This is a genomic window from Sideroxydans sp. CL21 (genome assembly GCF_902459525.1).
GTDB lineage: Bacteria > Pseudomonadota > Gammaproteobacteria > Burkholderiales > Gallionellaceae > Sideroxyarcus.
In genome coordinates this window covers 632,516-655,071 of the sequence record NZ_LR699166.1, presented here as the reverse complement: position 1 = coordinate 655,071, position 22,556 = coordinate 632,516, and the positions used below count along the sequence as shown (strand labels likewise).

At 54.0% G+C, this 22,556-nt stretch carries 23 protein-coding genes; 7 read left to right on the top strand and 16 right to left on the bottom strand.

Annotation, left to right across the window (positions count from 1 at the left end; genetic code table 11):
• Window positions 1-2: 2 nt before the first annotated feature.
• The 10 genes from hybE to QOY30_RS03070 all read right to left on the bottom strand — a co-directional run bounded on the left by hybE (window position 3) and on the right by QOY30_RS03070 (window position 7,452).
• A complete protein-coding gene (gene hybE, locus QOY30_RS03115; RefSeq protein ID WP_283743177.1) occupies window positions 3-527 on the bottom strand; it encodes a [NiFe]-hydrogenase assembly chaperone HybE in 525 nt (174 codons plus the stop codon).
• Window positions 524-736 (bottom strand): rubredoxin, encoded by a 213-nt coding sequence (locus tag QOY30_RS03110; RefSeq protein ID WP_349496701.1) that lies wholly within the window; start codon window positions 734-736, stop codon window positions 524-526. Before QOY30_RS03110 ends, hybE begins: the two co-directional genes overlap by 4 nt.
• A gap of 213 nt (window positions 737-949) precedes the next feature.
• A complete protein-coding gene (locus tag QOY30_RS03105; protein WP_502958678.1) occupies window positions 950-1,657 on the bottom strand; it encodes a hydrogenase expression/formation protein in 708 nt (235 codons plus the stop codon).
• A 203-nt stretch (window positions 1,658-1,860) separates the two neighbouring features.
• On the bottom strand, window positions 1,861-2,328 hold the full coding sequence (locus QOY30_RS03100; RefSeq protein WP_283743175.1) for a thioredoxin domain-containing protein: 468 nt from the start codon (window positions 2,326-2,328) through the stop codon (window positions 1,861-1,863).
• Between the two features lie 3 nt (window positions 2,329-2,331).
• Complete coding sequence (gene hypC, locus QOY30_RS03095) at window positions 2,332-2,634, bottom strand: HypC/HybG/HupF family hydrogenase formation chaperone (protein ID WP_283743174.1); 303 nt, start codon at window positions 2,632-2,634, stop codon at window positions 2,332-2,334.
• A gap of 9 nt (window positions 2,635-2,643) precedes the next feature.
• Window positions 2,644-3,255, bottom strand: a complete 612-nt coding sequence (locus tag QOY30_RS03090; RefSeq protein ID WP_283743173.1) for a HyaD/HybD family hydrogenase maturation endopeptidase — start codon at window positions 3,253-3,255, stop codon at window positions 2,644-2,646.
• Between the two features lie 147 nt (window positions 3,256-3,402).
• Complete coding sequence (locus tag QOY30_RS03085) at window positions 3,403-3,765, bottom strand: HigA family addiction module antitoxin (protein ID WP_283743172.1); 363 nt, start codon at window positions 3,763-3,765, stop codon at window positions 3,403-3,405.
• Window positions 3,766-3,778: 13 nt separating this feature from the next.
• The gene (gene cybH, locus QOY30_RS03080) at window positions 3,779-4,483 is read right to left on the bottom strand and encodes a Ni/Fe-hydrogenase, b-type cytochrome subunit (RefSeq protein ID WP_283743171.1); all 705 of its coding nucleotides are present in this window, start codon (window positions 4,481-4,483) and stop codon (window positions 3,779-3,781) included.
• A 21-nt stretch (window positions 4,484-4,504) separates the two neighbouring features.
• Window positions 4,505-6,361, bottom strand: a complete 1,857-nt coding sequence (locus QOY30_RS03075) for a nickel-dependent hydrogenase large subunit (protein ID WP_283743170.1) — start codon at window positions 6,359-6,361, stop codon at window positions 4,505-4,507.
• A gap of 2 nt (window positions 6,362-6,363) precedes the next feature.
• The gene (locus tag QOY30_RS03070; RefSeq protein WP_283743169.1) at window positions 6,364-7,452 is read right to left on the bottom strand and encodes a hydrogenase small subunit; all 1,089 of its coding nucleotides are present in this window, start codon (window positions 7,450-7,452) and stop codon (window positions 6,364-6,366) included.
• Between the two features lie 504 nt (window positions 7,453-7,956).
• Between QOY30_RS03070 and QOY30_RS03065 the strand changes: the two genes are divergently transcribed.
• Window positions 7,957-9,570 carry a methyl-accepting chemotaxis protein gene (locus QOY30_RS03065; RefSeq protein WP_283743168.1) on the top strand — a complete coding sequence of 538 codons (1,614 nt, stop codon included), beginning with the start codon at window positions 7,957-7,959 and terminating at the stop codon, window positions 9,568-9,570.
• 245 nt (window positions 9,571-9,815) lie between these two features.
• Window positions 9,816-11,642 (top strand): phosphoenolpyruvate carboxykinase (GTP), encoded by a 1,827-nt coding sequence (locus tag QOY30_RS03060; RefSeq protein ID WP_283743167.1) that lies wholly within the window; start codon window positions 9,816-9,818, stop codon window positions 11,640-11,642.
• Window positions 11,643-12,321: 679 nt separating this feature from the next.
• Here the strand turns inward: QOY30_RS03060 and QOY30_RS03055 are convergent.
• Window positions 12,322-13,074 carry a metallophosphoesterase gene (locus QOY30_RS03055; protein WP_283743166.1) on the bottom strand — a complete coding sequence of 251 codons (753 nt, stop codon included), beginning with the start codon at window positions 13,072-13,074 and terminating at the stop codon, window positions 12,322-12,324.
• A gap of 21 nt (window positions 13,075-13,095) precedes the next feature.
• Window positions 13,096-13,461 carry a RhuM family protein gene (gene rhuM / locus QOY30_RS03050; protein WP_283743165.1) on the bottom strand — a complete coding sequence of 122 codons (366 nt, stop codon included), beginning with the start codon at window positions 13,459-13,461 and terminating at the stop codon, window positions 13,096-13,098.
• 211 nt (window positions 13,462-13,672) lie between these two features.
• Here rhuM and QOY30_RS03045 point away from each other — a divergent pair, with 211 nt between their 5' ends.
• The 5 genes from QOY30_RS03045 (at window position 13,673) to QOY30_RS03025 (ending at window position 15,476) form a co-directional block, all read left to right on the top strand.
• Entirely contained in the window at window positions 13,673-14,131 is a 459-nt protein-coding gene (locus QOY30_RS03045; protein ID WP_283743164.1) for a hypothetical protein, read from the top strand.
• A gap of 130 nt (window positions 14,132-14,261) precedes the next feature.
• A complete protein-coding gene (locus QOY30_RS03040; RefSeq protein WP_283743163.1) occupies window positions 14,262-14,471 on the top strand; it encodes a SlyX family protein in 210 nt (69 codons plus the stop codon).
• Between the two features lie 171 nt (window positions 14,472-14,642).
• Entirely contained in the window at window positions 14,643-14,903 is a 261-nt protein-coding gene (locus QOY30_RS03035; protein WP_283743162.1) for a type II toxin-antitoxin system Phd/YefM family antitoxin, read from the top strand.
• A 172-nt stretch (window positions 14,904-15,075) separates the two neighbouring features.
• Window positions 15,076-15,351, top strand: coding sequence for a type II toxin-antitoxin system RelE/ParE family toxin (locus QOY30_RS03030; RefSeq protein ID WP_283743161.1), 276 nt, complete (start codon window positions 15,076-15,078; stop codon window positions 15,349-15,351).
• A complete protein-coding gene (locus QOY30_RS03025; RefSeq protein WP_349496673.1) occupies window positions 15,348-15,476 on the top strand; it encodes a SlyX family protein in 129 nt (42 codons plus the stop codon). Before QOY30_RS03030 ends, QOY30_RS03025 begins: the two co-directional genes overlap by 4 nt.
• A gap of 57 nt (window positions 15,477-15,533) precedes the next feature.
• On the opposite strand, the gene QOY30_RS03020 is transcribed toward QOY30_RS03025, so the two are convergent.
• The 4 genes from QOY30_RS03020 to QOY30_RS03005 form a co-directional block, all read right to left on the bottom strand.
• Window positions 15,534-16,424 carry a hypothetical protein gene (locus QOY30_RS03020; RefSeq protein WP_283743160.1) on the bottom strand — a complete coding sequence of 297 codons (891 nt, stop codon included), beginning with the start codon at window positions 16,422-16,424 and terminating at the stop codon, window positions 15,534-15,536.
• A gap of 98 nt (window positions 16,425-16,522) precedes the next feature.
• Window positions 16,523-17,404: a restriction endonuclease gene (locus QOY30_RS03015; RefSeq protein WP_283743159.1), complete on the bottom strand. Its 882-nt coding sequence runs from the start codon at window positions 17,402-17,404 to the stop codon at window positions 16,523-16,525.
• A 14-nt stretch (window positions 17,405-17,418) separates the two neighbouring features.
• On the bottom strand, window positions 17,419-20,565 hold the full coding sequence (locus QOY30_RS03010) for a type I restriction endonuclease subunit R (RefSeq protein ID WP_283743158.1): 3,147 nt from the start codon (window positions 20,563-20,565) through the stop codon (window positions 17,419-17,421).
• A complete protein-coding gene (locus tag QOY30_RS03005; RefSeq protein WP_283743157.1) occupies window positions 20,558-22,540 on the bottom strand; it encodes an RNA/DNA-binding domain-containing protein in 1,983 nt (660 codons plus the stop codon). The genes QOY30_RS03010 and QOY30_RS03005 overlap by 8 nt, the downstream gene beginning before the upstream one ends.
• Window positions 22,541-22,556: the final 16 nt, after the last annotated feature.

Below are 22,556 nucleotides of genomic sequence, written 5' to 3'. Positions count from 1 at the left end.
ACCTACATCCCCAGAAAACTTCCGCGCAGAAAATCACGGCGCGAAAGCGTCTTGTCCTTTAATGGTACCGGCTCGCCGCTGAGTCGTGCCGCTTCCAGTTTCACCTTGCGCTCCGCATCGCGTATCTCGTCGGACTGCTCGGACGAGAACAATGCCGCCATCACTTGTTCGGCGACGCCCACCGCATCTTCATGGCGTCCGATCTCGGCGACCGGAGAGATCAATGAACAGATCTGGCAAGTGCCCAGTGCCGGGTCGTTCAACCCCATGAACTCATAACTGCCCGAAGGAAATGCCCAGATCATTTTCTCGTCTGCACCCAGCGCCTTGAGCGGGGCCTTGTCGCCCGGCATCAGCACCAGGCTGATCGTCCACGGCGTGATCAGCACGCCCACCCAATGCTCCTGCCATGCACGAAAACCCACCGCCTGTACCCGCAACGCCGTATTGCATATGGGCAGACCCGCCATGCGCGTGTCCGCGATGTCGTTGAATACCGCTTCCAGCTTGCTCTTGACGGCATTCATTCGCTTAGCACCATGAACTTGAGTTTTGCCGCATCGCAATTGGGGCAGGTCCAGTGATCCGGCAATTTCGAGAAGGGCGTACCGGGATCGATTTGCCACACCGGATCACCCAAGGCAGGATCGTACACCTCCCAGCAGATACCGCATTCCATCCGCATATTGTCATCGGACAGTTTGTCGTTATCGCCCAGAAAAGAACCTTCAAACATGCTCAAGGGTACCTCCAAAAATCCAAAGTTCCGATGGAACGACTAGCCATTCCACTAGGCCACCAAAAAACGGTAGCCAAGTGGCTGGTTATAAGCAAGACAAGGCGCGAGTGAAAAATTTGCGCGCCGCATATGTGGCAATATGCAAGCGACAATTTTTCGCGAGCAACGCAGTATTGCGACGAAATTTGGGTTTTGGGAGATACCCGCATTTTAGACACCCAGTTTCTCCGGCTCTTGCATCACTTGCAACCATTCGCCCAAGCGCTCGATGCTGTCTTCGTAGTCTTCCTGCGACGCCAACGCCACTTCGGGTACCTCACTGACTTCGAGGGTATTCAGGATCAGTGTGTCCATGCTGTTGAAATATTGCACCCACCACACATTCTGCAACTGGGTACTGGTGATGCGGCAATTGCCGTAGCCGCGCGACAGGATGGTGACTGCACCCACGCCCAAGGTCTGCGCCAGGCACTCCAAGTCTTCCGGCGACATCGGCAGCAACGTCAGGTTGAATACATTCGCCACCTCACCAGTCTTGTAAGCCCTCGCTTTGTCCACGACTTCCGTCAACACTGACAGCGCATTCATAATGCCTGGGGTTTTTTCCGGTATCGTGCAATCCAGAAACACATCTTCCCGTGCCCATTGTGTCACTATCGGCGGTATCGCGCAGGCCATGATCGAATCGCGCGCCAGGCGGCCATCAGCGGCGAACTCATGCAGTCGCCACACACCGGCAAACACGGTTTCCTGGATACGGTACGCACTTGATCCGCGCACCGAGATGCTCACCTCGCCCTCGCCCATGGTCTGATTCAGTAAGCGTACAACATCCGTATCCATTTCCTGCAACTCGATGACGGGGATCGTCTGTGATCCGAGGGGCGTCGCTTCCATTTGATCGCGCAACTGTGCCACCACGTTGCATGCTACCGCCAGCAAGGTAGGATCGGCCTCCTCATTGAGGACCGGCAACGCAAAAGTCATCATCGAACTGGGCAAAGGCAGGTATTGAAGCTCTTCGTCTTCTTCCGGCTGCGAACCAGGGCCTACTGCAACGACCGGAATGGGAAAATCTTTCATATTGGAACGCTCCTTGAATTAAGTTAATGACAATCGGATTACGCATCGGTCGACATAACTGGAATGCCAATCGATGGTGCACGCCCAGTTGGTTTTTCTAGCATGGCCGCAATCTCGCGTATGTATTCATCCCAGTTACGCATGCCATCGATCACGCCGACATAACCGCCGTCGCGCACGAATACCAGCGACGGCCAGCGGGTGACACCGTAGCGGTTCTTTTCCTTGCGCGCCAGCTCAGGCGAAATGATTGCGGCGCGCAAACGGTTTCCGGTCAGCTTGAGCACTTCCGGCAGGATCACCGCCACATCCCATGTTTCCGGTTGCTGGTCAGGCTCCTGCGTGAACAGCACCATGCCGTCGCCCGCTTCGGAAATAAATGCCTCAAACGCAGCTTCACCCAGCAAATCAATCTGGCTTTGCTTTTGCAAACGTTCCAGCAATTGGCTAAAACTTTCGTTGATCTCTGCCGTGCGCTTTACTGAAAATTCTACCGTTTCATTCATGCCTCATCCCTTTCTTAAAAAATCTGGCAACATGGGTTCTCGATTGATCAGATCGGAAAAATAATGATCCAGATCGACTTCCATACCATCGGATATTGCTTGCAGACCATCCAGTGCAGCATTCACTAATACCGCTCTTTCTTCACCAATAATCTCCCGCCCTGAATTCATGAATGTTAGTAGCCACTGCCCAGCCTGAACCTTGCCTAATAGCCAAGTTTCTATCATCTGCCTACCATAGCGCCCCTCACAGATTGCGTAATCTTCCTTGACTTCCACCACCTGCATTGGAATTCCTATACACATGAAGCCCCCTTAAGCTGGAAGTACTAAGAAGCGCTCATCACCTACACGACAAGCTATCTCGGCAGAGGGGCGCTCTGCTTCATAACGCCCTATATCCAATTCCTGCTGACGGCTTTCGGTCTGCTCAGCATTGCGCGATATATATGGTATTGACCATTGTTCGATTTGCGCAATCGCTATGCTCAATGCAAGCGGGATCTGCGCCTTGACCACACCGCGTAAGCTACCGCCAAAATCTTCCAGCTGTTCCGGCTGCACACCGATCAAAATCATAGTTTCCGGCAATTTGTTGACCAGCGAGGCACAGGCAATGACTTCTTGAAAACCGGTCTGGTGCAGACTCATTTTTTTTGCGCCCATGAATCGCGGAACTTCCTCATCTTTCGCAATTACCATTTCGCCCGGCTGCATGCCGTAATCCACCGCGTCGAACACGATTAGCCGACTCGCTTCTTCAAGATACGGTAAGAGGTACATGCCCTGCGTGCCGCCATCCAGCACGGTCACGTCATCACCGAATTGATAAGCAGCATTCAGTGCCTCCACGCACCGTACGCCAAACCCCTCGTCCGCCCACAGGATGTTGCCGATACCCAATATCAAAAGCTGAGTCTTCTTCATTTCTTTCCCCTATTGTTACTACATCCGTAACAGCAGAACTCATGCCAGTGGCTGAAAATAAAGTTAATCAAATAAATTATTGGGTTACAAAATTTGCGAGTTATCCGACAATTTTGTTGTGGACATAGACTTTGCAGTTTAGGAGAGCTAACGTGTTGTCTTGACCTGTTTGTAATATAGCTGTTGCGTCTGGTGCAAATCCCAGGCGAACTGCAACTCCAGCCAGAATGCCACATCTGTGCCGAAATGCTGGGCCAGGCGTACAGCCGTATCAGCGGTAATAACACGCTTGCCACGCACCAATTCATTGACGCGCCGACGCGAAATGCCAATCGCCTCAGCCAAGGCTTCCTGCGATATCTTGCCCGGCCGCAGATAGCGGGTTTCGAGGAAATGCCCGGGTTGCACCGGAGTGCGCGGGGCAGCCCAAAAAAAACGCGGGTGTTTGCCCGCGTTTGACCTAACCTCAGGTGAGGTTTCCAAAGCACCCAAGGCGGGGCTTTGTGTCAACTCAACCTCCCGCCTACTTACGGAATGTGCGCTTACCGTCGATGATGGCGCTGATCATGGTCTGCCGCGACATGATGTCTTCACGGACCGCCGTATAGACATGCAGGATCACGAAACACACGATGCCCCAGGCAAACAGGTGATGCCAGGAATGCACACTCTGGCTTTGCCCGAACAGCGGGATCACCCAGCTGGTAAACAGCATGTTCGACCAGCTGCCCGCCTGCGCACCCTCGCCGTACAGCGCGAAGCCGGTCACGATCATGAAGGTGCCGCCCAGCGTGATGGCGAAGAACATGAACAAGTGGCCGAGCGGGTTATGGCCCACATATTTCTTCGGATACTTCTCGATGAACATGTACCAGCGCAACTCCTGCAGCAGCCCCGACCACCATTCCTTGTCCGTGACCGGCAGCATGAACAGCTGCCTCGCATGATGGTTGCCCGCAAACGCCCAGTACAGACGCACCAGCAATCCGATGGCAAAGACGTACCCAGCCGCAAAGTGCGCGAAGCGGATATATCCCATCAGGAAATTATCGCTCGCCTCGCCCGCCACACTCGGCAACGGGCTGGCGATGAACCAGCCGGTGATGGCCAGCGTCACGATGCTCAACACATTGATCCAGTGCCACGCGCGCACCGGGGCTTCGTAGACGTAGACCGTATTACCCGCAGCGGTCAACGCCGACTCATCGACTTCAGTTTTGACAGACATGACAGTCTCCTTTTGAGCGCGTTAGCGTACGGTGACCTTGCTCAGCTCCTGCCCGTCCGGCGACATCACATGCGTAGAGCATGCCAAGCAGGGGTCGAAACTGTGCAGGGTACGCAATATCTCCAGCGGTTGGTCTGCGTTTGCCATGGGTGTATTCATCAGTGAAGCCTCGAACGCACCAATTTGACCTTTTGGATCGCGCGGACTCCCGTTCCATGTGGTAGGCACTACACATTGGTAATTTTCGATTTTGCCGTCCTTAATGCGTATCCAATGCCCTAACATGCCGCGGGGTGCAGCTACCGTACCCACACCTTTAGCTTCTTTCGGCCACGTAGATGGATCCCACTTCTCAATATTGGCAGTAGAGCTATCACCCGATTTAAGATTGCCGATTAGTTGATTAAAGTCATCCAGCATCATTTCAGAAGCATATTGACTCTCAAGAGCGCGCGCTAACGTACGTCCAATGGTTGTTGGCAACAGTTGCTTCAAACTGTAATGAGTTTCGGGCATGCCTAACGCTTTCGGGATCGCGCTGTTGATTGCCTGTGCCGCATCGTCCACTTGCTGCTTGACACGCTGGCAGTATTTATTGCCCTTTAATGCATGTGCATAACCCAAGGTATAGCGTGCCAGCGGCCCTACTTCAACCGCATGTCCACGCCAGCGTGGCGATTTAATCCAAGAGTACTTGGCATTTTCATCGAGTTCTTTGATCGCGGTGCGCGTACCTTTTGTATTTTCACCCAATTGATAGTTAGCTTCAGTGACACCATCCCAAGGGTGTAGCCCTTTGCTTTCGTCTGGATATTTATACCAGCTATGATTGACGAACTCCTGAACTTGCTCTGGATCACGTGGATCAATCGGAAGGATTTCGTTCCAATTTCCGCCCAGAATTACGCCACCAGGCAACTGCCGCGTGCTGTTGTCATAAGGCACTTTCTCATAGCCGCCGTAATCAGCCACGTTTGTGGCCGACAAGCCTCCACCAAAAAGCCACCCTCCTTGTTTGTATATTGTGCCAATTGCCAAGACATCAGGAACATAGACGTTGTTATTGAACTCGATCATTTCCTTAATAAGAGATTCAATAAAATTCAGCCTCTCCATGTTGATAGGCGCTCCAGCTGCGCCTGTGCCATCTATGTTGATTGCACAAGGCACCCCACCAACTAAGTAGTTAGGGTGAGGATTCTTGCCGCCAAAAATAGTATGCACCTTTACCCATTCTTTCTGAAGATCAAGCGCTTCCAGATAGTGCGTCACCGCCATCAAATTTGCCTCGGGTGGCAATAAATAGGCTTTATTACCCCAATAACCATTCATAAATGGTCCGAGCTGGCCTGATTCGACGAACTTCTTCAATCGATTTTGAATATCGCGGAAGTAACCCGGCGACGATAACGGGTGAGCCGGAGAAACCATTTGTTGCAATTCACTAGTTCTTTTCGGATCGGCCTTTAACGCTGATAACACGTCAACCCAATCCAAAGCGTGGAGGTGATAGAAATGCACTGCATGGTCGTGGACTTGCAACGTTTTAGCCATCATCTCGCGGATCAGATGGGCATTCAATGGAATTTTGATATCTAGAGCGTCCTCCACGGCACGCACAGAAGCGAGTGCATGGCAACCTGTGCAAACACCACAAATTCGCTCGACAAATGCCCACGCATCACGCGGATCGCGGCCTTTAAGGATCACTTCCAGACCACGCCACATGGTGCCAGTGGAAACCGCGTTGGTAATTACGTTGTTGGCATTCAGATTGACCTCGACACGCATGTGTCCTTCGATGCGACACACAGGATCTACCACCACGCGCTTGCCGCTGTTGTCGAGCTTGTAGCCCTGAGTTTCATAAGCTGACATGATTATTTGCCTCCCTTGTTCTCTTCATTCTTCCCACTGCGCGCTTTAGTCAAAGCGCTGACTGCCGCATGTGCGACCACCGCTGCACCCGCGACAGCAGCCACCGTGCCACCGATTTTGTCGGCATTGGCTTCGACGCCGAACTGGTTGATGTTGGTGACGCGATTGTAGAAGCCGCCCTTGTCCCAGAAGCCATCCTCGGAACAGCCGATGCAACCGTGGCCGGATTGGATCGGAAACGATACCCCGCCGTTCCAGCGCGTGGTGGAGCAGGCATTGTAGGTGGTCGGGCCTTTGCAACCCATCTTGTACAAGCAGTACCCTTTTCTCGCAGCGTCGTCATCCCATTCCTCAACAAACTGCCCTGCATCGAAATTCGGGCGGCGATAGCATTTGTCGTGGATGCGCTGGCCGTAGAACATCTTCGGGCGCCCCTGGCGATCCAACTCGGGGATGCGGTCGAACGTCAGCATGTAGGTCACCACGGCCGTCATCACCTCGGCGATGGGCGGGCAACCCGGCACCTTGATGATGGGTTTGTCGGTGATGACTTTGTGCACCGGAGTGGCACGCGTCGGATTCGGCTTGGCTGCCTGCACGCAGCCCCAGGAAGCGCACGCGCCCCAGGAGATGATGGCCTTGGCGTCAGCCGCCGTCTCTTTCAGCACTTCCACGAACGGACGTCCGCCGTGAATGCAGAACATGCCGTCTTCATTCAGCGGCGGGTTGCCTTCCACCGCGAGGATGTAATTGCCTTTGTATTTCTCGCGGATGGTGGCAATGATCTCTTCCGCCTGATGTCCAGCTGCGGCCATCAGCGTGTCGTCATAGTCCAGCGAGAGCATGGACAGCACCACGTCTTTTGCCAGCGGGTGCGCCGAGCGGATGAACGATTCGGAACAACATGTGCATTCCAAGCCGTGCAGCCAGATCACAGGCGTGCGCGGTTTGGTTTCCATCGCCTCTGCGATCTTAGGCGCGAACGTCGGAGCCAAGCCCAACGATGCTGCAGTCAAACTGCAATATTTCAAAAAACTGCGGCGCGATATCCCTTGCCGCCGCATCACCTCATAAAATGTTTCTGTGGACATTTCTCTCTCCCTTGTCTGTCAGTACAGGCTCTCTCTGCACGATCAACCGTCCGCCCTGACGGAAAATCATCGTTACACAGGGCATAGATCAAGTTTCGTGCCACATACCATAGCGCCCGCCGATTCCTTATAAATCGGGGGTTACAGGCAGGCGCGACAAGAAAGACCACTATTTAAAAGAGTGACCGATTCAATCGGAATACAAATTTAAATGGAAGGGTGATGTCCGTATTTTTTATACGGCTAAACATTTGCGGGCGAACGTATCCAAAGAAAAATTAACGCCAATTTAACAATTTTCTCTGGCATCACAATGAATTGGCTGCTTTTTGTGTTGCTGTTTCCCTAAATAAATACTATATGTTGCCGCTAGAGTGTTCATGTACGGGAAGCTCGATTGTTTGCGGAGGTCGACGACTTGAAAGTTTGCCAATTTGACAGAAAGTCGAAAGCTTTTATTTACCAAACAGACGATTAATAACAATTTTCAGGGAGATGCCGCCAATGCCGAATTTCATCACATCAAGTATTGCCGTCAAAGTCCAGCTATCCGTCCAGTTCCTTCTGTTGATCGTGAGCATCGTGGCCGCGATCTCGTTTTACAACATTGAACGCAAAGCTCAGGAACGCGGTGCAGAGAGCAAGATCAGGGCGCTGGCGGACGGCGTGATCAACGGCGCGAACATGCTGATGCTGAACGGCATCATCAGCGATGTCGAGCAGCGCAAGCTGTTCATCACCAAGATGGGCTCCGGCGAAGACGTCAAGTCGCTGCGGATCATCCGCAACAAGCTGGTGCAAGAGCAGTTCGGGATGGGCCTGCCCGAAGAACAACCCACAGGCGACGAGGAGCGCAAAGCGCTGGACGACGGCCATGAAATTTTTGAACAACGCGGAGATGTGCTGCACGGGATCGTGCCCTACACCGAAAGCACGAATTTCAGGGGCACCAACTGCCTGATGTGCCACACCGTGCCGGTGGGTTATCACAGCGGCGCCTCCGTGGTCGACCTGGATATCTCCGCCAATAATGCCGAACTGCGGATGCTGGCGTGGATGTCAGTCGTCGTCATCCTCGCAGTGCAGGTGGTACTCTGGCTGTTGTTCAAATATATCCTGCACAAATTGGTATCCGTCCCGGCAGGCCAATTGCGGACCGCGATCATGGAGATCAGCAGCACCGGCGACTTTACCCGGCGCGTCAAGGTGAACAGCAACGACGAGATCGGCCAAACGGCCAGTTCATTCAACGACCTGATGGGCAATCTGCAAACCGCATTCCGCCAGGTGCACGATGACATCGCAAAAGTCTCCGATTCATCGCACTCGCTTTCGACAGCTTCGCAACAGGTGGCCACCGGCTCCAGCAGCCAGAGCGAAGCAACATCGTCGATGGCGGCAACGGTGGAACAAGTCACCGTCAGCATCGCACATGTGTCGGAAGGCGCCCGTGAAGCGCTGAAGATATCCCAAAGTTCCGGCCAGCTCTCCGAAAAGGGCGGCGAAATCATTCACAATGCAGCGGAGGAAATGCGCAAGATCGCCAATACCGTGCGCGAGACTTCCGTTTCGATCGCCAATCTGGGTGAACAATCGAACAAGATTTCTTCCATCGTGAAAGTCATCAAGGAAATCGCCGACCAAACCAATCTGCTGGCCCTGAATGCCGCCATCGAAGCAGCCCGTGCCGGCGAGCAAGGCCGCGGTTTTGCGGTGGTAGCAGACGAAGTGCGCAAACTGGCAGAACGCACCACCCAATCCACGCAGGAAGTCACACAGATGATCGCCACCATCCAGCAGGCTTCCAACGCCGCGGTGGCCGGCATGGACGCGACGGTGATGCAAGTCGACAGCGGTGTGGAACTCGCACAGCAGGCCGGCAACGCCATCAACCAGATCAAGACAGAATCCGGCCAGGTGATCCGCACGGTCAGCGACATCTCCGCCGCACTTGAAGAGCAAAGCCGCGCCAGCAGCGACATCGCGGCGCATATCGAGAAAGTGTCGCAGATGACGGAGCAGAACAGCGCTTCCGCCGACCAGACCGCCGCAGCCGCCGAACTGCTGGCGAAACTGGCGGACAACATGCAGGCGACGGTGAACCGCTTCAAGATCTGATCCGACAGATCAGTGACGCAAACAAGAAAGCCTCGCAGCGATGCGAGGCTTTTTCTTTTTCCGCGGCGTGGGATTCTCCAATTGCCAAAAGCACGACACAACCCGGCGGCGTTTGCTTAAGTATTACAGCGCAAGACAATCCCGCTACAATGTCCGAAATGTTTTGAATCCGGTACTGTCTTCCGGGCGCTGTCACCAAGTATTGCATCAACTGTCACAGGTTTTCACAAGCCAAGGAGATTTGATTGATTAATACAGACATCGCTGCACCCGCATACGTCAAACATTCAAAACTCAAGGCCTGGGTCGCCGAAGTCGCGGCCCTGACCGAACCCGGCCGCGTCGTCTGGTGCGACGGCTCACAAGAAGAATACGATCGCCTGTGCGCCGAGATGGTAGCCGCAGGCACCTTCGTCAGGCTCAACCCTGCCAAGCGCCCCAATTCCTTCCTGGCCTGTTCCGATCCTTCCGATGTGGCACGCGTGGAAGACCGCACCTTTATCTGTTCCGCACACAAGGACGATGCGGGCCCGACCAACAACTGGGAAGAACCGAAAGTGATGCGTACGAAGCTCACCGGCCTGTTCAAAGGATCGATGTGCGGCCGCACGATGTATGTGGTTCCCTTCAGCATGGGACCGCTGGGTTCGCCCATCGCGCATATCGGCATCGAGATCTCCGACTCGCCCTACGTGGTCGTCAACATGCGCATCATGACGCGCATGGGCAGGCAAGTGTTCGACGTGCTCGGCACGAACGGCGAATTCGTGCCCTGCCTGCACAGCGTGGGCGCGCCGCTGCAACCGGGACAGCAGGACAGCAAGTGGCCGTGCAATCCGACCACCAAGTACATCGTGCATTTTCCCGAGACGCGCGAGATCTGGTCATACGGCTCAGGCTATGGTGGCAATGCACTGCTCGGCAAGAAGTGCTTCGCCCTGCGCATCGCTTCCACCATGGCGCGTGACGAAGGCTGGCTGGCCGAACACATGCTCATCCTCGGCATCGAATCGCCCGCCGGCGACAAAAACTACGTCGCCGCGGCCTTCCCTTCTGCCTGCGGCAAAACCAACCTCGCCATGCTGATCCCGCCCAAGACGTTCAACGGCTGGAAGATCACCACCGTGGGCGACGACATCGCCTGGATCAAGCCCGGCAAGGGCGGCCAGTTTTACGCCATCAACCCCGAAGCCGGATTCTTCGGCGTGGCGCCGGGCACTTCCGAGAAGACCAATTTCAACGCGCTGCAGACTCTCAAGGAAAACATCATTTTCACCAACGTCGCGCTGACGGACGACGGCGACGTGTGGTGGGAAGGCATGACCAAGGAAGCCCCGGCCCACCTGATCGACTGGCAGGGCAAAGACTGGACACCCGCGGACGGTGCGAGTGGTCGCAAGGCAGCGCATGCCAATTCTCGCTTCACCGCGCCGGCGAACCAGTGCCCGTCCATCGATCCGAACTGGGAAGACCCGAACGGTGTGCCGATCTCCGCCTTCATCTTCGGCGGTCGCCGTGCCACCACGGTGCCGCTGGTGTACGAAGCGCTCAACTGGAATTTCGGCGTCTACATGGCCTCCACGCTCGGTTCCGAAACGACCGCCGCCGCGGTCGGAGAGCAGGGCATCGTGCGGCGCGACCCGTTCGCCATGTTGCCGTTCTGCGGCTACCACATGGGCGACTACTTCAATCACTGGTTGAAGATGGGACACGTGGTCGAGAACGCGCCCAAGATTTTCTGCGTCAACTGGTTCCGCCTGGACGAACAGGGGAAATTCATGTGGCCCGGTTTCGGCGACAACATGCGCGTGCTGAAATGGATAGTGGATCGCGTAAAGGATCGCGTTCCCGCGACCAAGACCGCACTTGGCTGGATGCCGCGTTTCGAGGATATCGACTGGACCGGAATCGAGATCAGCAAAGCCGAGTTCGACAAACTCAACCAGGTGGACGCGGACGAATGGAAACAGGAACTGGCCCTGCACAAGGAATGGTTCAGCAAAATGGGTGAAAAGTTGCCGAGCGAACTTTTGCAGAATTACGGTTTGTTCGAGCTGTCGCTGGTGGACTGACGGAATAACCCGTTCGCCCATCCGCTCTCCATCCCGTTCGTCCTGCACCCGCAAGGGGTAGGCCGTGGCTGTAAGGGGCATTCGCCCCAACAGCACACGCACAGCTTGTCGAAGGATTCAACGGCGCTCCGGTCATCCGGTGCAATGCGCTTCGCTTATTACGCCCTGTGAACTAACTGACCGCGCTAACAGTGACGATTGCCGGCCACACGATCAAGTATACGAATAAACCGGCGATGAACCACCGAAAGCACCACGCACAGGCTCTATTGGTTTTACTCATTTGATCACCTCATTCCTGAATTTGATCAAGCTGTAAGTGTGGGCAATGTCGAGATACCCACGATTGCATACTATGCGCAACAAGCGGCACAAACAATGGGGATTACTCTGTAGCAAGACAGAATCAAATGGCCTCCGGCATAACCAATGACCTGTCGCCAAAGCCGGTGGCTTACTGGGTGAGCCCATCACAGGGGCCGATAAAACTGTGAGCCGTCCGAAGCTGCTGAATTTCACTCCTTCCCCTTCTCAGGGGGAAGGTTGGGATGGGGGTACAAACGCTAACTGCGCGCATATTCAATTTCCCCCCTCCCTGACCGTCACCCTGCAGAAGAGGGAATGATGTTACTGAATTGCACGCCGCTCTTTATTCGCTCATTTATGACCATCTGAACAGTCAAACCTCCACAACCAACCCCGGATCGAATTCCAGATTCTCCGGCCTATCCGGATTCCGGCAGTAACCGCGCGGATTGCACACGACTCGCGTGCCGTGCAACACATAATCAAAGCTGTCATGCGTGTGGCCGTGTATCCACAGCGCGCTCGCCCCCAGCAATTCGTCCAGGTGAGATGCAAAGCACGCGGAAGTAAGACTGGCCTTGTATCGCTCGGCGACGGATCGCGCGCTGGGCAAGTGGTGTGTGATGACCACGGTCTTTCCGGGAAAGGGTTGCTGCAGTCTTGCCGTCAACCAGACGCGGGAGGTTTTATGCAGCTGCGCAGATCGAGCGGGGGTGAACACCCTGAAACGCTCGCGAATCAAACGGAAATCATTCAGGTACTTTTTACCCTCGGCCATCGCGCTCTTTTTCAATTCCTCGCCAAACAGATTGAAATCGGTCCACAGCGTGCTGCCCAGGAAACGTACACCCGCAATCACCACCTCATCGTTATCCAGCAAGTGCACACCCAACTCTCTCGCGCGAACACGCATCTGTTTCAGTGTCTCTATCCGCCCCAGCCGATAGAACTCGTGATTACCCGGCACATACAGGATCTCCTTGTCCGGCCAGATGTACCGTCCCCATTCAATTCCCTGCACATGATTCCCGATATCGCCGGCCAACACCACCACATCGCACTCGACGGGCTGCGGTTGATAGGCTGCGATCTCAATATGCAGATCGCTTAGGACGTGGATGCGCATACGCTCTCCATGCATGTCATTCTACGATTCACAACGGAACTGGTCGAAGCGTACGGCATAATCACTAAAGCCGTTTGCCGTTTGCCGTTTGCCGACCGAGATAATCACATCCAGGTTGTAATGCTCAATCTCACGCTCCACCTGACGCTTACCCTCCTGGCGAACTATTCGGAATTTCCGAATAGTTGACGCGGGCTCCAATTCCCCCTCGGAATATAAGTTGGAAATGTGCTCATTGATGTTCGGCACATTCTTATCAAACAGATCAGCCATCTGCTTCTGCGACAGCCAGACTGTTTCCCCTTCCAGTCGAACCTCGGTTGCAATCGAACCGTCCGCGGACTGATAAATGGCTATGGGTGTTTGAGGATCGGTATGGGATTGCATGGTCAGGACTCCTTGATCTAAGGATGACAGGCTGCCGCATGGTAGAGAACGTTCGTTCTGTTGTCAATCCGAAGATTCAAACGTGGATATTGAGCCGTGTGGGAGCGCCAACAATCAACTCCAAACCCACCCCACCGCAAAACTTTGACGCCCGCGCCCACTCTGCCATACTCGCCACGAGCCATATAAAATCCTGGCAAGGAGTTCAATAATGAAAAATATCTTTGCGGCGATAGTGCTGGTGTTACTGGCCGCTTGCCACAGCGCGCCCAAGCTGGAAGAGGATGCGCGCTATGTGAAGTTGGCGACGGTGGTGGACAGGCATGACTTTACCGACGTGGAGCGCAAGCAGGCGGCAGCGCACACGCCCTCCGACACCCACGGCAGCATCGGCATCGGTTTGGGCGTTGGCAGCGGGGGCGGTGGTGGATTCGGCTTTGGCTTCGGCGGGATCATGATGGGCATGGACGACCAACCCACCAGGCACGATGAACCGCCGCAGGTCGCCAAGGGCGCGAACCGTTACACCGTGCAACCGCTGCACAGCACGGAGCGCATCGAAGTGATGAGCTACGGGCAATACAAGGTAGGCGATTGCGTAAAAGTGCTGGCAGGACATCCCACCGAGTATCCGCGTTTCTTTGAACTCAAGCCGGGCGAGCACTGCTAAGTGATATCCCCTCTCCCGCAGGCGGGAGAGGGTTAGGGTTAGGGTGAGGGGCGTTGAGTTGAAAAACGTTTTGAGGCAGTGCACAGTCCCTCATCCCCACAGCCAGTCGCAAAACTCACAGGATCACCTCATGATTGAAAAACGCCTAGAAAACATCGAAACAAAGATCAGCTACCAGGAAGACCAGATCGACGAACTGAACAAAGCGGTCTATCAGCAACAACAAAAGCTGGACCAGCTAGAAGAGATTTGCAGGGCGCTCGCAAGGCACGTCCAGGCACTGGCTGAAGCGGGGAATGAAGGCAAGTCTCAAGCGAACGAAAGGCCGCCACATTACTAACAAGCAGTTCCCTCGCTGAAATCACCCCACGATCTATTGGCTGCTTATGCGCCTCCAGCTTGGAACTGTTACTTAACAGCCTGAAACAACAACACCTTTTGGCCGTTGATGAATCGCACTCTTAAGCGTATTATTCGAAACACTGTAAACAACTCCACAAGGAGATAAGTCATGTCCAACCTGACTGCCAATGATTTAAAAACAAAAGGCATCGCCGCCATTGAAGCGGTGCTGGCGGACCGGCCGGAAGCGATCGTCTCGGTTCGCGGCAAAGAGCGTTTCGTGGTGATGGAGATCGCGCAGTATCACCACCTGCGCGAATGCGAATTGGAAGCCGCATTGGCCGAAACCAAAACCGACATCGCCGCCGGCCGGTTTAACAAGGGCACCGCGGCAGCGCATGTGAAGCGGGTGAAAAAGACTGCCGCATGAGCAGGGATCTGACACTCGCGCAGCCTACCGTTGCCCCCTCGCCCGCAAGCGGGATAACCAGCGACTTGGCTGCGGTATTTTGCAGCCTAGTCGAATGGCTAGTTGTTTTACCTAGAGGGTTGGGGAGAGGGAAAGGTTATGGCAACTTCATAATCATATTTGGTTACTTGCCATGACCTTTCAGCTTATCTATACGGAGCAGTACGAAAAACGCGCAGCGCGTTTTCTAAAATGCCATCCCGAGCTGGAAAACCAATACCTCAAGACACTGCAACTGCTGGAGTTGAACCCGCACCATCCCTCTTTGCGCTTGCATGCCCTGAGCGGAAGGTTGCAGGGGCTGCACTCGGTATCCATCAACCTCTCTTACCGTATCACGCTTGAGCTGTTAATTAAGGACGAAGAGATCATTCCGATCAATGTGGGTGATCATGATGTGGTGTATTGATCACACAGCAACAAAAGCTGGACCAGTTGGAAGAGAGTTGCAGGGCGCTCGCGAGGCACGTTCAGGCGCCGGCTGAAGCGGGGAATGAGGGAAAGTCTGCGAACGAAAGGCCGCCACATTATTGACGTGCAGCACGCCGCTAGAGTCACCTCTCAATATTGCAGAAGCATTGGCGGAAAGTTTTATTCATTTGAATACTTCGCTAGTTCCCGTTCGAACAACTGCCTTGCGCCCGTTTTGATTCCCGAATCCATGAAACCCTCCTCTTCAAGCGACAACCAGAGCTTCAAACCAGATTCAATACCAAAATTATTTCGCTCAGGGTCAACACCATCAAGAAATGCATCGGGCTGCAGAGACATATCTTCCGGATACCATCTCTCTCCCCTAAGAGCCCAGATACCGTCGCCCCGCCAGCCAAGCAGAGTTTCACCCTGAATCAACTGTGCGATTTCCTTATTGGGCCGAGTAACTCCATGGATAAAAGCATGGCGCTTCCATGCAATTGCGATACAGGCGGTCACATAGCCACGCGCTTTCCAATAGCCTAATGGCCAGGAGTCACACAAGTAATAACGATAAATTGGCTTTTCACCAACATGGCCGATAGTTTCCTGCAATATAAGGAGCGATTCTGCATGCGGCCCATCTTTCTCAGCGGGAGAAACCAAGACGCCGTGTAGATTTCCCTCTCGATTATTCAATTCCAAATCATCCAAGAATTCCACAAAATTTTTCGGATATTTGTAGAACTCATGGTACGGATAAATCTGCTTCTCGGCACCATCGAGCCATTCGCGACGTACTGCAAACTTTTCACAGACATCGTCAAGCAGTGATTCATCGAGTTTGGCAAGTAGCGAAATATCATCCTGCACGTCCTTCAACGTCAAGCCATGGCCGATGAAGCGCGGTATCTGGTTGCGGTGTACGCCGTGACTTTCAAACAAACGGATGAAACGGGTAACGACGGTTTCGGGTTTTGTAGATTGCTTGCCGCGCAGCCAATTCCAGAATTTCCCGAGTTTTTCAAGGATATTCAGCCCGACTAACAGTTCTCCCAGCCCTGTCATTTAGTCACCTCGAATACCTATGCAGCAACACGGCACTACTTTTATTGGCGAAGGCAATTCAGCGGAACTATTCATCATTCACTTCTAGTTTCATAAATTCATTCTTCAGGTGCAAGAAAATAGATTGGCTTCAATGGCAATGCATCGCGTTTATCAAGAGCAACCTTATCCTGATACTCAATCCACAGATCGACCAATCGTTCCCGATTAATAAGCGTAATCCTTCTTCGCTCTTGATGCCTTGCAAGTTCATCAGCATCTTTAGTGAAGCCACCAGTCGTAACAAAAATACCTACGTCATCTTCATTAATCAAAGCGATGAACGAACGAAGTTCATCAACGCGAATCGAGTCTTTACGCCGTTTCACTTGGACTTTAATTCGCGGTAACTTGGTGCCTAGCGGGTCAGAATACGCAACAATATCAAGACCACTATCTTTCCCGGGCGGAGAAATCCAGTTCACGTGATATCCCATCGCCTCTAGTAGCGCAGCAACAAGATCCTGCAAGACATATGGGTCGATGTTCTCAAGAAAGGCAGATATCTCATTCCATGCCTGTTCCTCTGCCTCTTCAAAAGTGATTGTTGCACCACGTTCATCGGCAGGCTCCTCTGGCTCAACCTCAATAGGATTTGCTCGACGCCACTTCCAATAAAGCCGAGACGCTTCCCGATAAAATTCTTCCGGCTTAGGGAAAGTTTTTAACGCTTCTTTACCTGCCTCTGTGATTTCCCATGTCCCCTTTGTTTTAATCATCCACCCGGCTTTCACTGCATCGACAGTGGCAAACCGCAAAATCTTATCGAAACGCCGCCCACCGGTTTCGTATAAGCCTGCCTCGTGCTCTGTAAGCTGAGTTCGTCCTGCTACTACTTCAAGTGCATCCTTTGCGGGCAACCCCTCTGGTTGCTCACTCAACACCTTAAAAAGTGTTTGAAGTAGAAGCCCTGTTCGTTCTCTCGTTATCCCCTTGCCCATCTCAAATCCCCCGTTTAGTCGTGAGACCACTCCTCAGACAACCGCTCCGCCTGCTCCAGCACCAACTGAATTGCCGCCTCTTGCATATCCGGTGGGTACTTGTAACGGCGCAACGTGATCCGAACCAAATTACGCAGCCGGGCACGCACGCTGTCGCGCTTCTGCCAATCGACCGTCGTGCTGTTTCGCAGCTTGTCGGTTAACTCGTGCGCGATTTGTTTCAGGATATCGTCGCCCAATTCCCGCACTGCACTTTCGTTATCCGCCAGCGCATCATAAAACGCGAGTTCTGATTCGTTGAGACCGAGTTCATCGCCGCGCTTTGCCACCTCGCGAAACTCCTTCGCCATCGCAATCAATTCCTCAATCACCTGCGCGCTTTCGATAGCGCGGTTGCGGTAGCGGTTCAATGCTGCCAGCAGGCGGTCGCTGAATTTCTTCTCAAGCAGCACATTGGTCCGACAGCGCGACTTGATCTCGTCGTTTAACAGTTTTTGCAGCAGTTCCACGGCAAAATTGCGCTGCGGTAGTTGCCGCACCTCTTCGAGAAAACTATCAGATAGGATGCCGATATCCGGGCGATCCAACCCCGCCAGCTTGAAAATATCTTCCACACCTTCGGCCAGCACTGCATTGTCGAGTATCTGCTTGAGTACTGCGTTCTTATGCTCTTCCGCCAGTTTCTTGTCAGTCTCTGTCGCCTTAGCGATCACAGCCTTAATCGCCTGCAGGAAAGCGATCTCCTCGCGCAACTGAATTGCCTCATCCAGCGTACCGCACAGTGAAAATGCCTTAGTGATTTTCAGCACTACATCGAACCAGCGCTTCTTTCCATCCTCCAGCCCCAGCACAAAGTTTGCTGCAGGCAAGAGCAAAGCGGTCGCCTTGGTGCGATATGCAGCGTAGTCGAAGCCGTTCAACAACCCGTGCGCTACTTCCATGTATTCCTTCAGCTTGGCCAAAGCCTCGGCGGCGTCCAGTGTTGGCATGCCCTTGCCCCAGCTTTCGGTGTATATCTTTAAAGCTTTGCGCAGTTCGGCGGCGATGCCGATGTAATCCACCACCAGCCCTCCTTCCTTATCATGGAACACGCGATTCACCCGTGCAATCGCCTGCATCAAGTTGTGCTCACGCATCGGCTTGTCCACGTACATCGTGTGTAGGCACGGCACATCGAAGCCGGTAAGCCACATGTCGCGCACTATCACGAGTTTCAGTGGGTCTTTCGGGTTCTTGAAGCGCTTCTCCAACTGCTTCTTGGTTGTTGCGTTGTAGATGTGCGGGCGTAGCAATTCGACATCCGCCGCCGAGCCGGTCATCACTACCTTGATCGCCCCCTGCGCGGGATCGTCGCTGTGCCAGCCCGGCCGCAGCTTCACAATTTCCTTGTAAAGTTGCGCGCAAATCGTGCGACTCATGCACACGATCATGCCCTTACCTTCCATCGCCGCATTGCGCGCCTCGAAATGTTGCACGATGTCCGCCGCTACCTGCTCCAGCCGCGGTTCGGCACCCACCAGTTTTTCCAGCGCAGCCCACTTGGTCTTGGCGGCTTCGCGCGTCGCGGCGTCCTCCTCGTCCTCGAACACTTCGTCAACGTCATCGTTAAGCTGCTCGATCTGCGCCTGGTTGATGTCGAGTTTGGCGAGGCGGCTCTCGTAATAGATCGGCACGGTCGCACCGTCATCTACCGCATCCTGAATATCGTAGATGCTGACGTAATCACCGAACACCGCGCGCGTATCCTTGTCGTCGTTTTCCACCGGTGTGCCGGTGAAGCCGACGAAGGTCGCGTTTGGCAACGCATCGCGTAGGTGCTTAGCGAATCCGTATTTGTACTTTCCCGTCTTCTTATCCAACACCGCATTCAAACCGTACTGCGAACGGTGTGCTTCGTCGGCGATCACCACGATATTGGTACGTTCAGTCAGTTTAGGAAATACATCTTCGTTTTTACCCGGCGCAAACTTCTGCATCGTTGTAAAAATAATCCCACCTGATGGCCGCCCATTCAGCAGCATGCGCAACGCATCTCTATCTTCCGCTTGCTGCGGCATTTCCTTCAGCAGCGAACGCGCCCCGGTGAAAGTCTGGAATAACTGCCCATCCAGATCATTGCGGTCGGTCACAACAACAATCGTCGGGTTCTGCATTTCCTGCTGCTGCATCAGCTTACCAACGAAGCACACCATCGAAATACTCTTGCCCGAGCCTTGCGTATGCCACACGATGCCGCCTTTGCGCGAGCCGGGTTTGACTTCCTTGCCATAGGTCGCTCGCTCTAACTCAGCCTTATCAGGTAGCGGCCCCGTCGCAGCAATCACCGTCGCCCTCACCGCCTCGCGCACCGCGTGGAACTGGTGGTAGCCCGCGATCTTCTTGACGATGCCATCCTCGCCTTGTTCGTACAGGATGAAATAACGCAAGTAATCCAGCAACAGGTCGGGCGCAAAGAATCCGCGCACCACTTTCTCCAGTTCGAATTCCAGCAAGGGCTTGTCATTCTCGCTGCGCAGCGTGCGCCAAGGCATGTAGCGCTCGCGGTCTGCGGTAAGCGAACCCACGCGCGCCAGTAATCCATCCGAAATCACTAGCGCCTCGTTGAATACAAACAGGTCGGATATTTCCGCCTTATAGGTTTCCAATTGGTTGAACGCTGACCAGATATCCGCCTGCTCGGTAGCTGGGTTCTTCAATTCGATCACCGCGATGGGTAGGCCATTGATGAAGCACACCAGGTCCGGTCGGCGCGGCTGCCTGACACCCTGGATAGTGAACTGGTTCACCACCAGAAAGCGGTTGTTCGCGAGATCCTCAAAATCCATCAGCCGCACACGGTCGCCGCGCTTCACACCGTCGGTTTCCACCTCTACCGCAACGCCATCCAGCAACAACTCATGAAAACTGCGGTTACTCTTGAGCAATGAAGGCTCGTGCAGCTTGCCCAACCGATGCACCACCTCATCCAATACTGCCTCCGGTATCTCAGGGTTCAGGCGGCCCAACGCATCAAGCAAGCGCTCCGCCAACACCACCTGTCGGTAGTCTGCGCGCTCGGGCTTCGTGCCATCCGGCGCAATATCCGGTCCGTAGCAATACTCCCAACCAGAGTCCTGAAACCAAGTGAGGGCGAGTTGTTCCAGATGGTCTTCGCTAATCATTGCCACTTCCCTTATTGCTGGTATACGCCTGCTGCGGATGCGTCGGCACCGTTGGGAATGCCAAAGCCAGAAGGCCGCTATCCACCAAGGGCCTCAAAGTATTCTTTCGCAAAGCTTCCGGTTTGCGATTCACGAGTTCTGCCAACACCTGCTGCGTCAAATAAACATCCTCGCATAGCCTTGTAAGAATTCTTGTCATGTCTTCCGGCGCCAGTCGGGGTTTATTTCTAGCCTCCTCGGCTACGGACATTAGCTCCTGTCGTAGCGTATCCGGCAATAGCTCAATGTTATCTATCAAGGGCTTGTTAAGCCCTTTTACCAGTAGGTGTCCATCTTCATGGCGGGCAGAATTGGACTGCAAGCGGTCGCTACGTCCGGAGCTCTGGTCGTTATGTCCGGAGCTCGAATCTGACGGCAAATCCTGAGCTCCGGACATAAAGTTACCGTAACCAAACGCCTGATCCGGGGTTGGCAGATTTTGGCCCGGAAGGTGGTAAACCGTGCCTTTACCATGCCCGCTGGATACCAGAATTCCTGATTTAACAAGTCGTTGGAAAGCCAGCGTCAGGTCATGAGCATGTTCCGTGGAAATTTCCGCCATGCGCCGATGAGTAACGGTTTGCTCAGTCGCTGCCGCTGCAAGAATCAATTGCTCCAGATGTGGCAATCCGTCGAACAACTCGCCCAAGTTCTCCCGCAATTCACGAACCACCTCTTCCGGCAACAAACTCAACATCCTGAGCTCAAGCAGCGTTTGCTCCGAAGGCTGTTCTTTTTCCACCAACAATGGCGCACGCCAATGCTGGCTGTTCCATCCCTGGTATATCTTCGGAATCCCCGACCCAGCCTGCTCGCCGAGACCGATATAGCGGAACATCTGATGCAGCAAACGATTTCGGCAATCACTATCGCCGCCAGTAACGGCAATCTCCTGCGGCACCCGCATCAAACCCGGATTGCGGAAGCCGAACATATCCGGGCGTTTAACCACCAGAACCGATGCGCGTCCCGAGTAGTCCGCATGTACAAGCGTATTGACCAAGGCCTCACGCAGTGCCTGATGCACCGGCGTATCGTCCTTACGCAAATCACCTTCCAGCACAAATGGCACTTTCAAATCACTCGTCAGTTTCTTGATCACCCGACGGTAATAATCGAACAGATTGCCGGACCACGAGCCATCCAGCGTCAACCTATCCACCCATCGCGCCTCGGTCTTGGCCTCGGCACGCTCCTGATAGTCGAGCATATAGTTGGGGAACGCCTCTTGAATGGAGGGCAGACGGCCGAACATCAGCAAGCCGGCGCGGGTCAATCCACCTTGTCCCGTTTCACGATCCATCCGCCATGCCCCGATATTCCGCATAAAAGTTTGTGGGTCAGCCTGATTCCAGGGATGATCCGGTGAACGGGTTGCATAAAGATTGCGGTAGGCATTGAAACTATCTGCATCGATATCTTCGGAACCATAGTTTTGGAGAATCTCATTGTCGCGACTATCCTCCACCTGCTCTGCCAACATGCGACGAACGCTTTCCTCATCGCATTGATAATCGCCGCTGTTCTGCCTTTTGTAGGTGCCGGTCATCGGGTTGCCGCCAATGTATACCGGCCTGCACTTGCGGGGCGCTCTTGGCACATGAATGTGGATGACCGACCTGCCCTCCAGATCGATCACCTGAACATGCTGCTCTTTCAAAAGATTGGTACTGACCTTTTGAGGATTATTCAGATTATTCCAAAGCTCGTTGATGACCTTGCCGTGGTTTACGATGCCATGTGTATGGAAGCGCCCAGAACTTTCCTGCACACCGAGTAGCACATCACCGCCATAGCTATTCGCCAGTGCACTATAGGTTTCCCAGATATCCTTCGGTAGTTCACCCTTGCCATCTCGCCCAGCGGCCAGCTTGCATTCCACCTCGAAGCTTTCGCGGAGTGCCTCAATGTCTGCAGTGGATTTGATTTCAAGCATCAAGCGAATCCTCGAT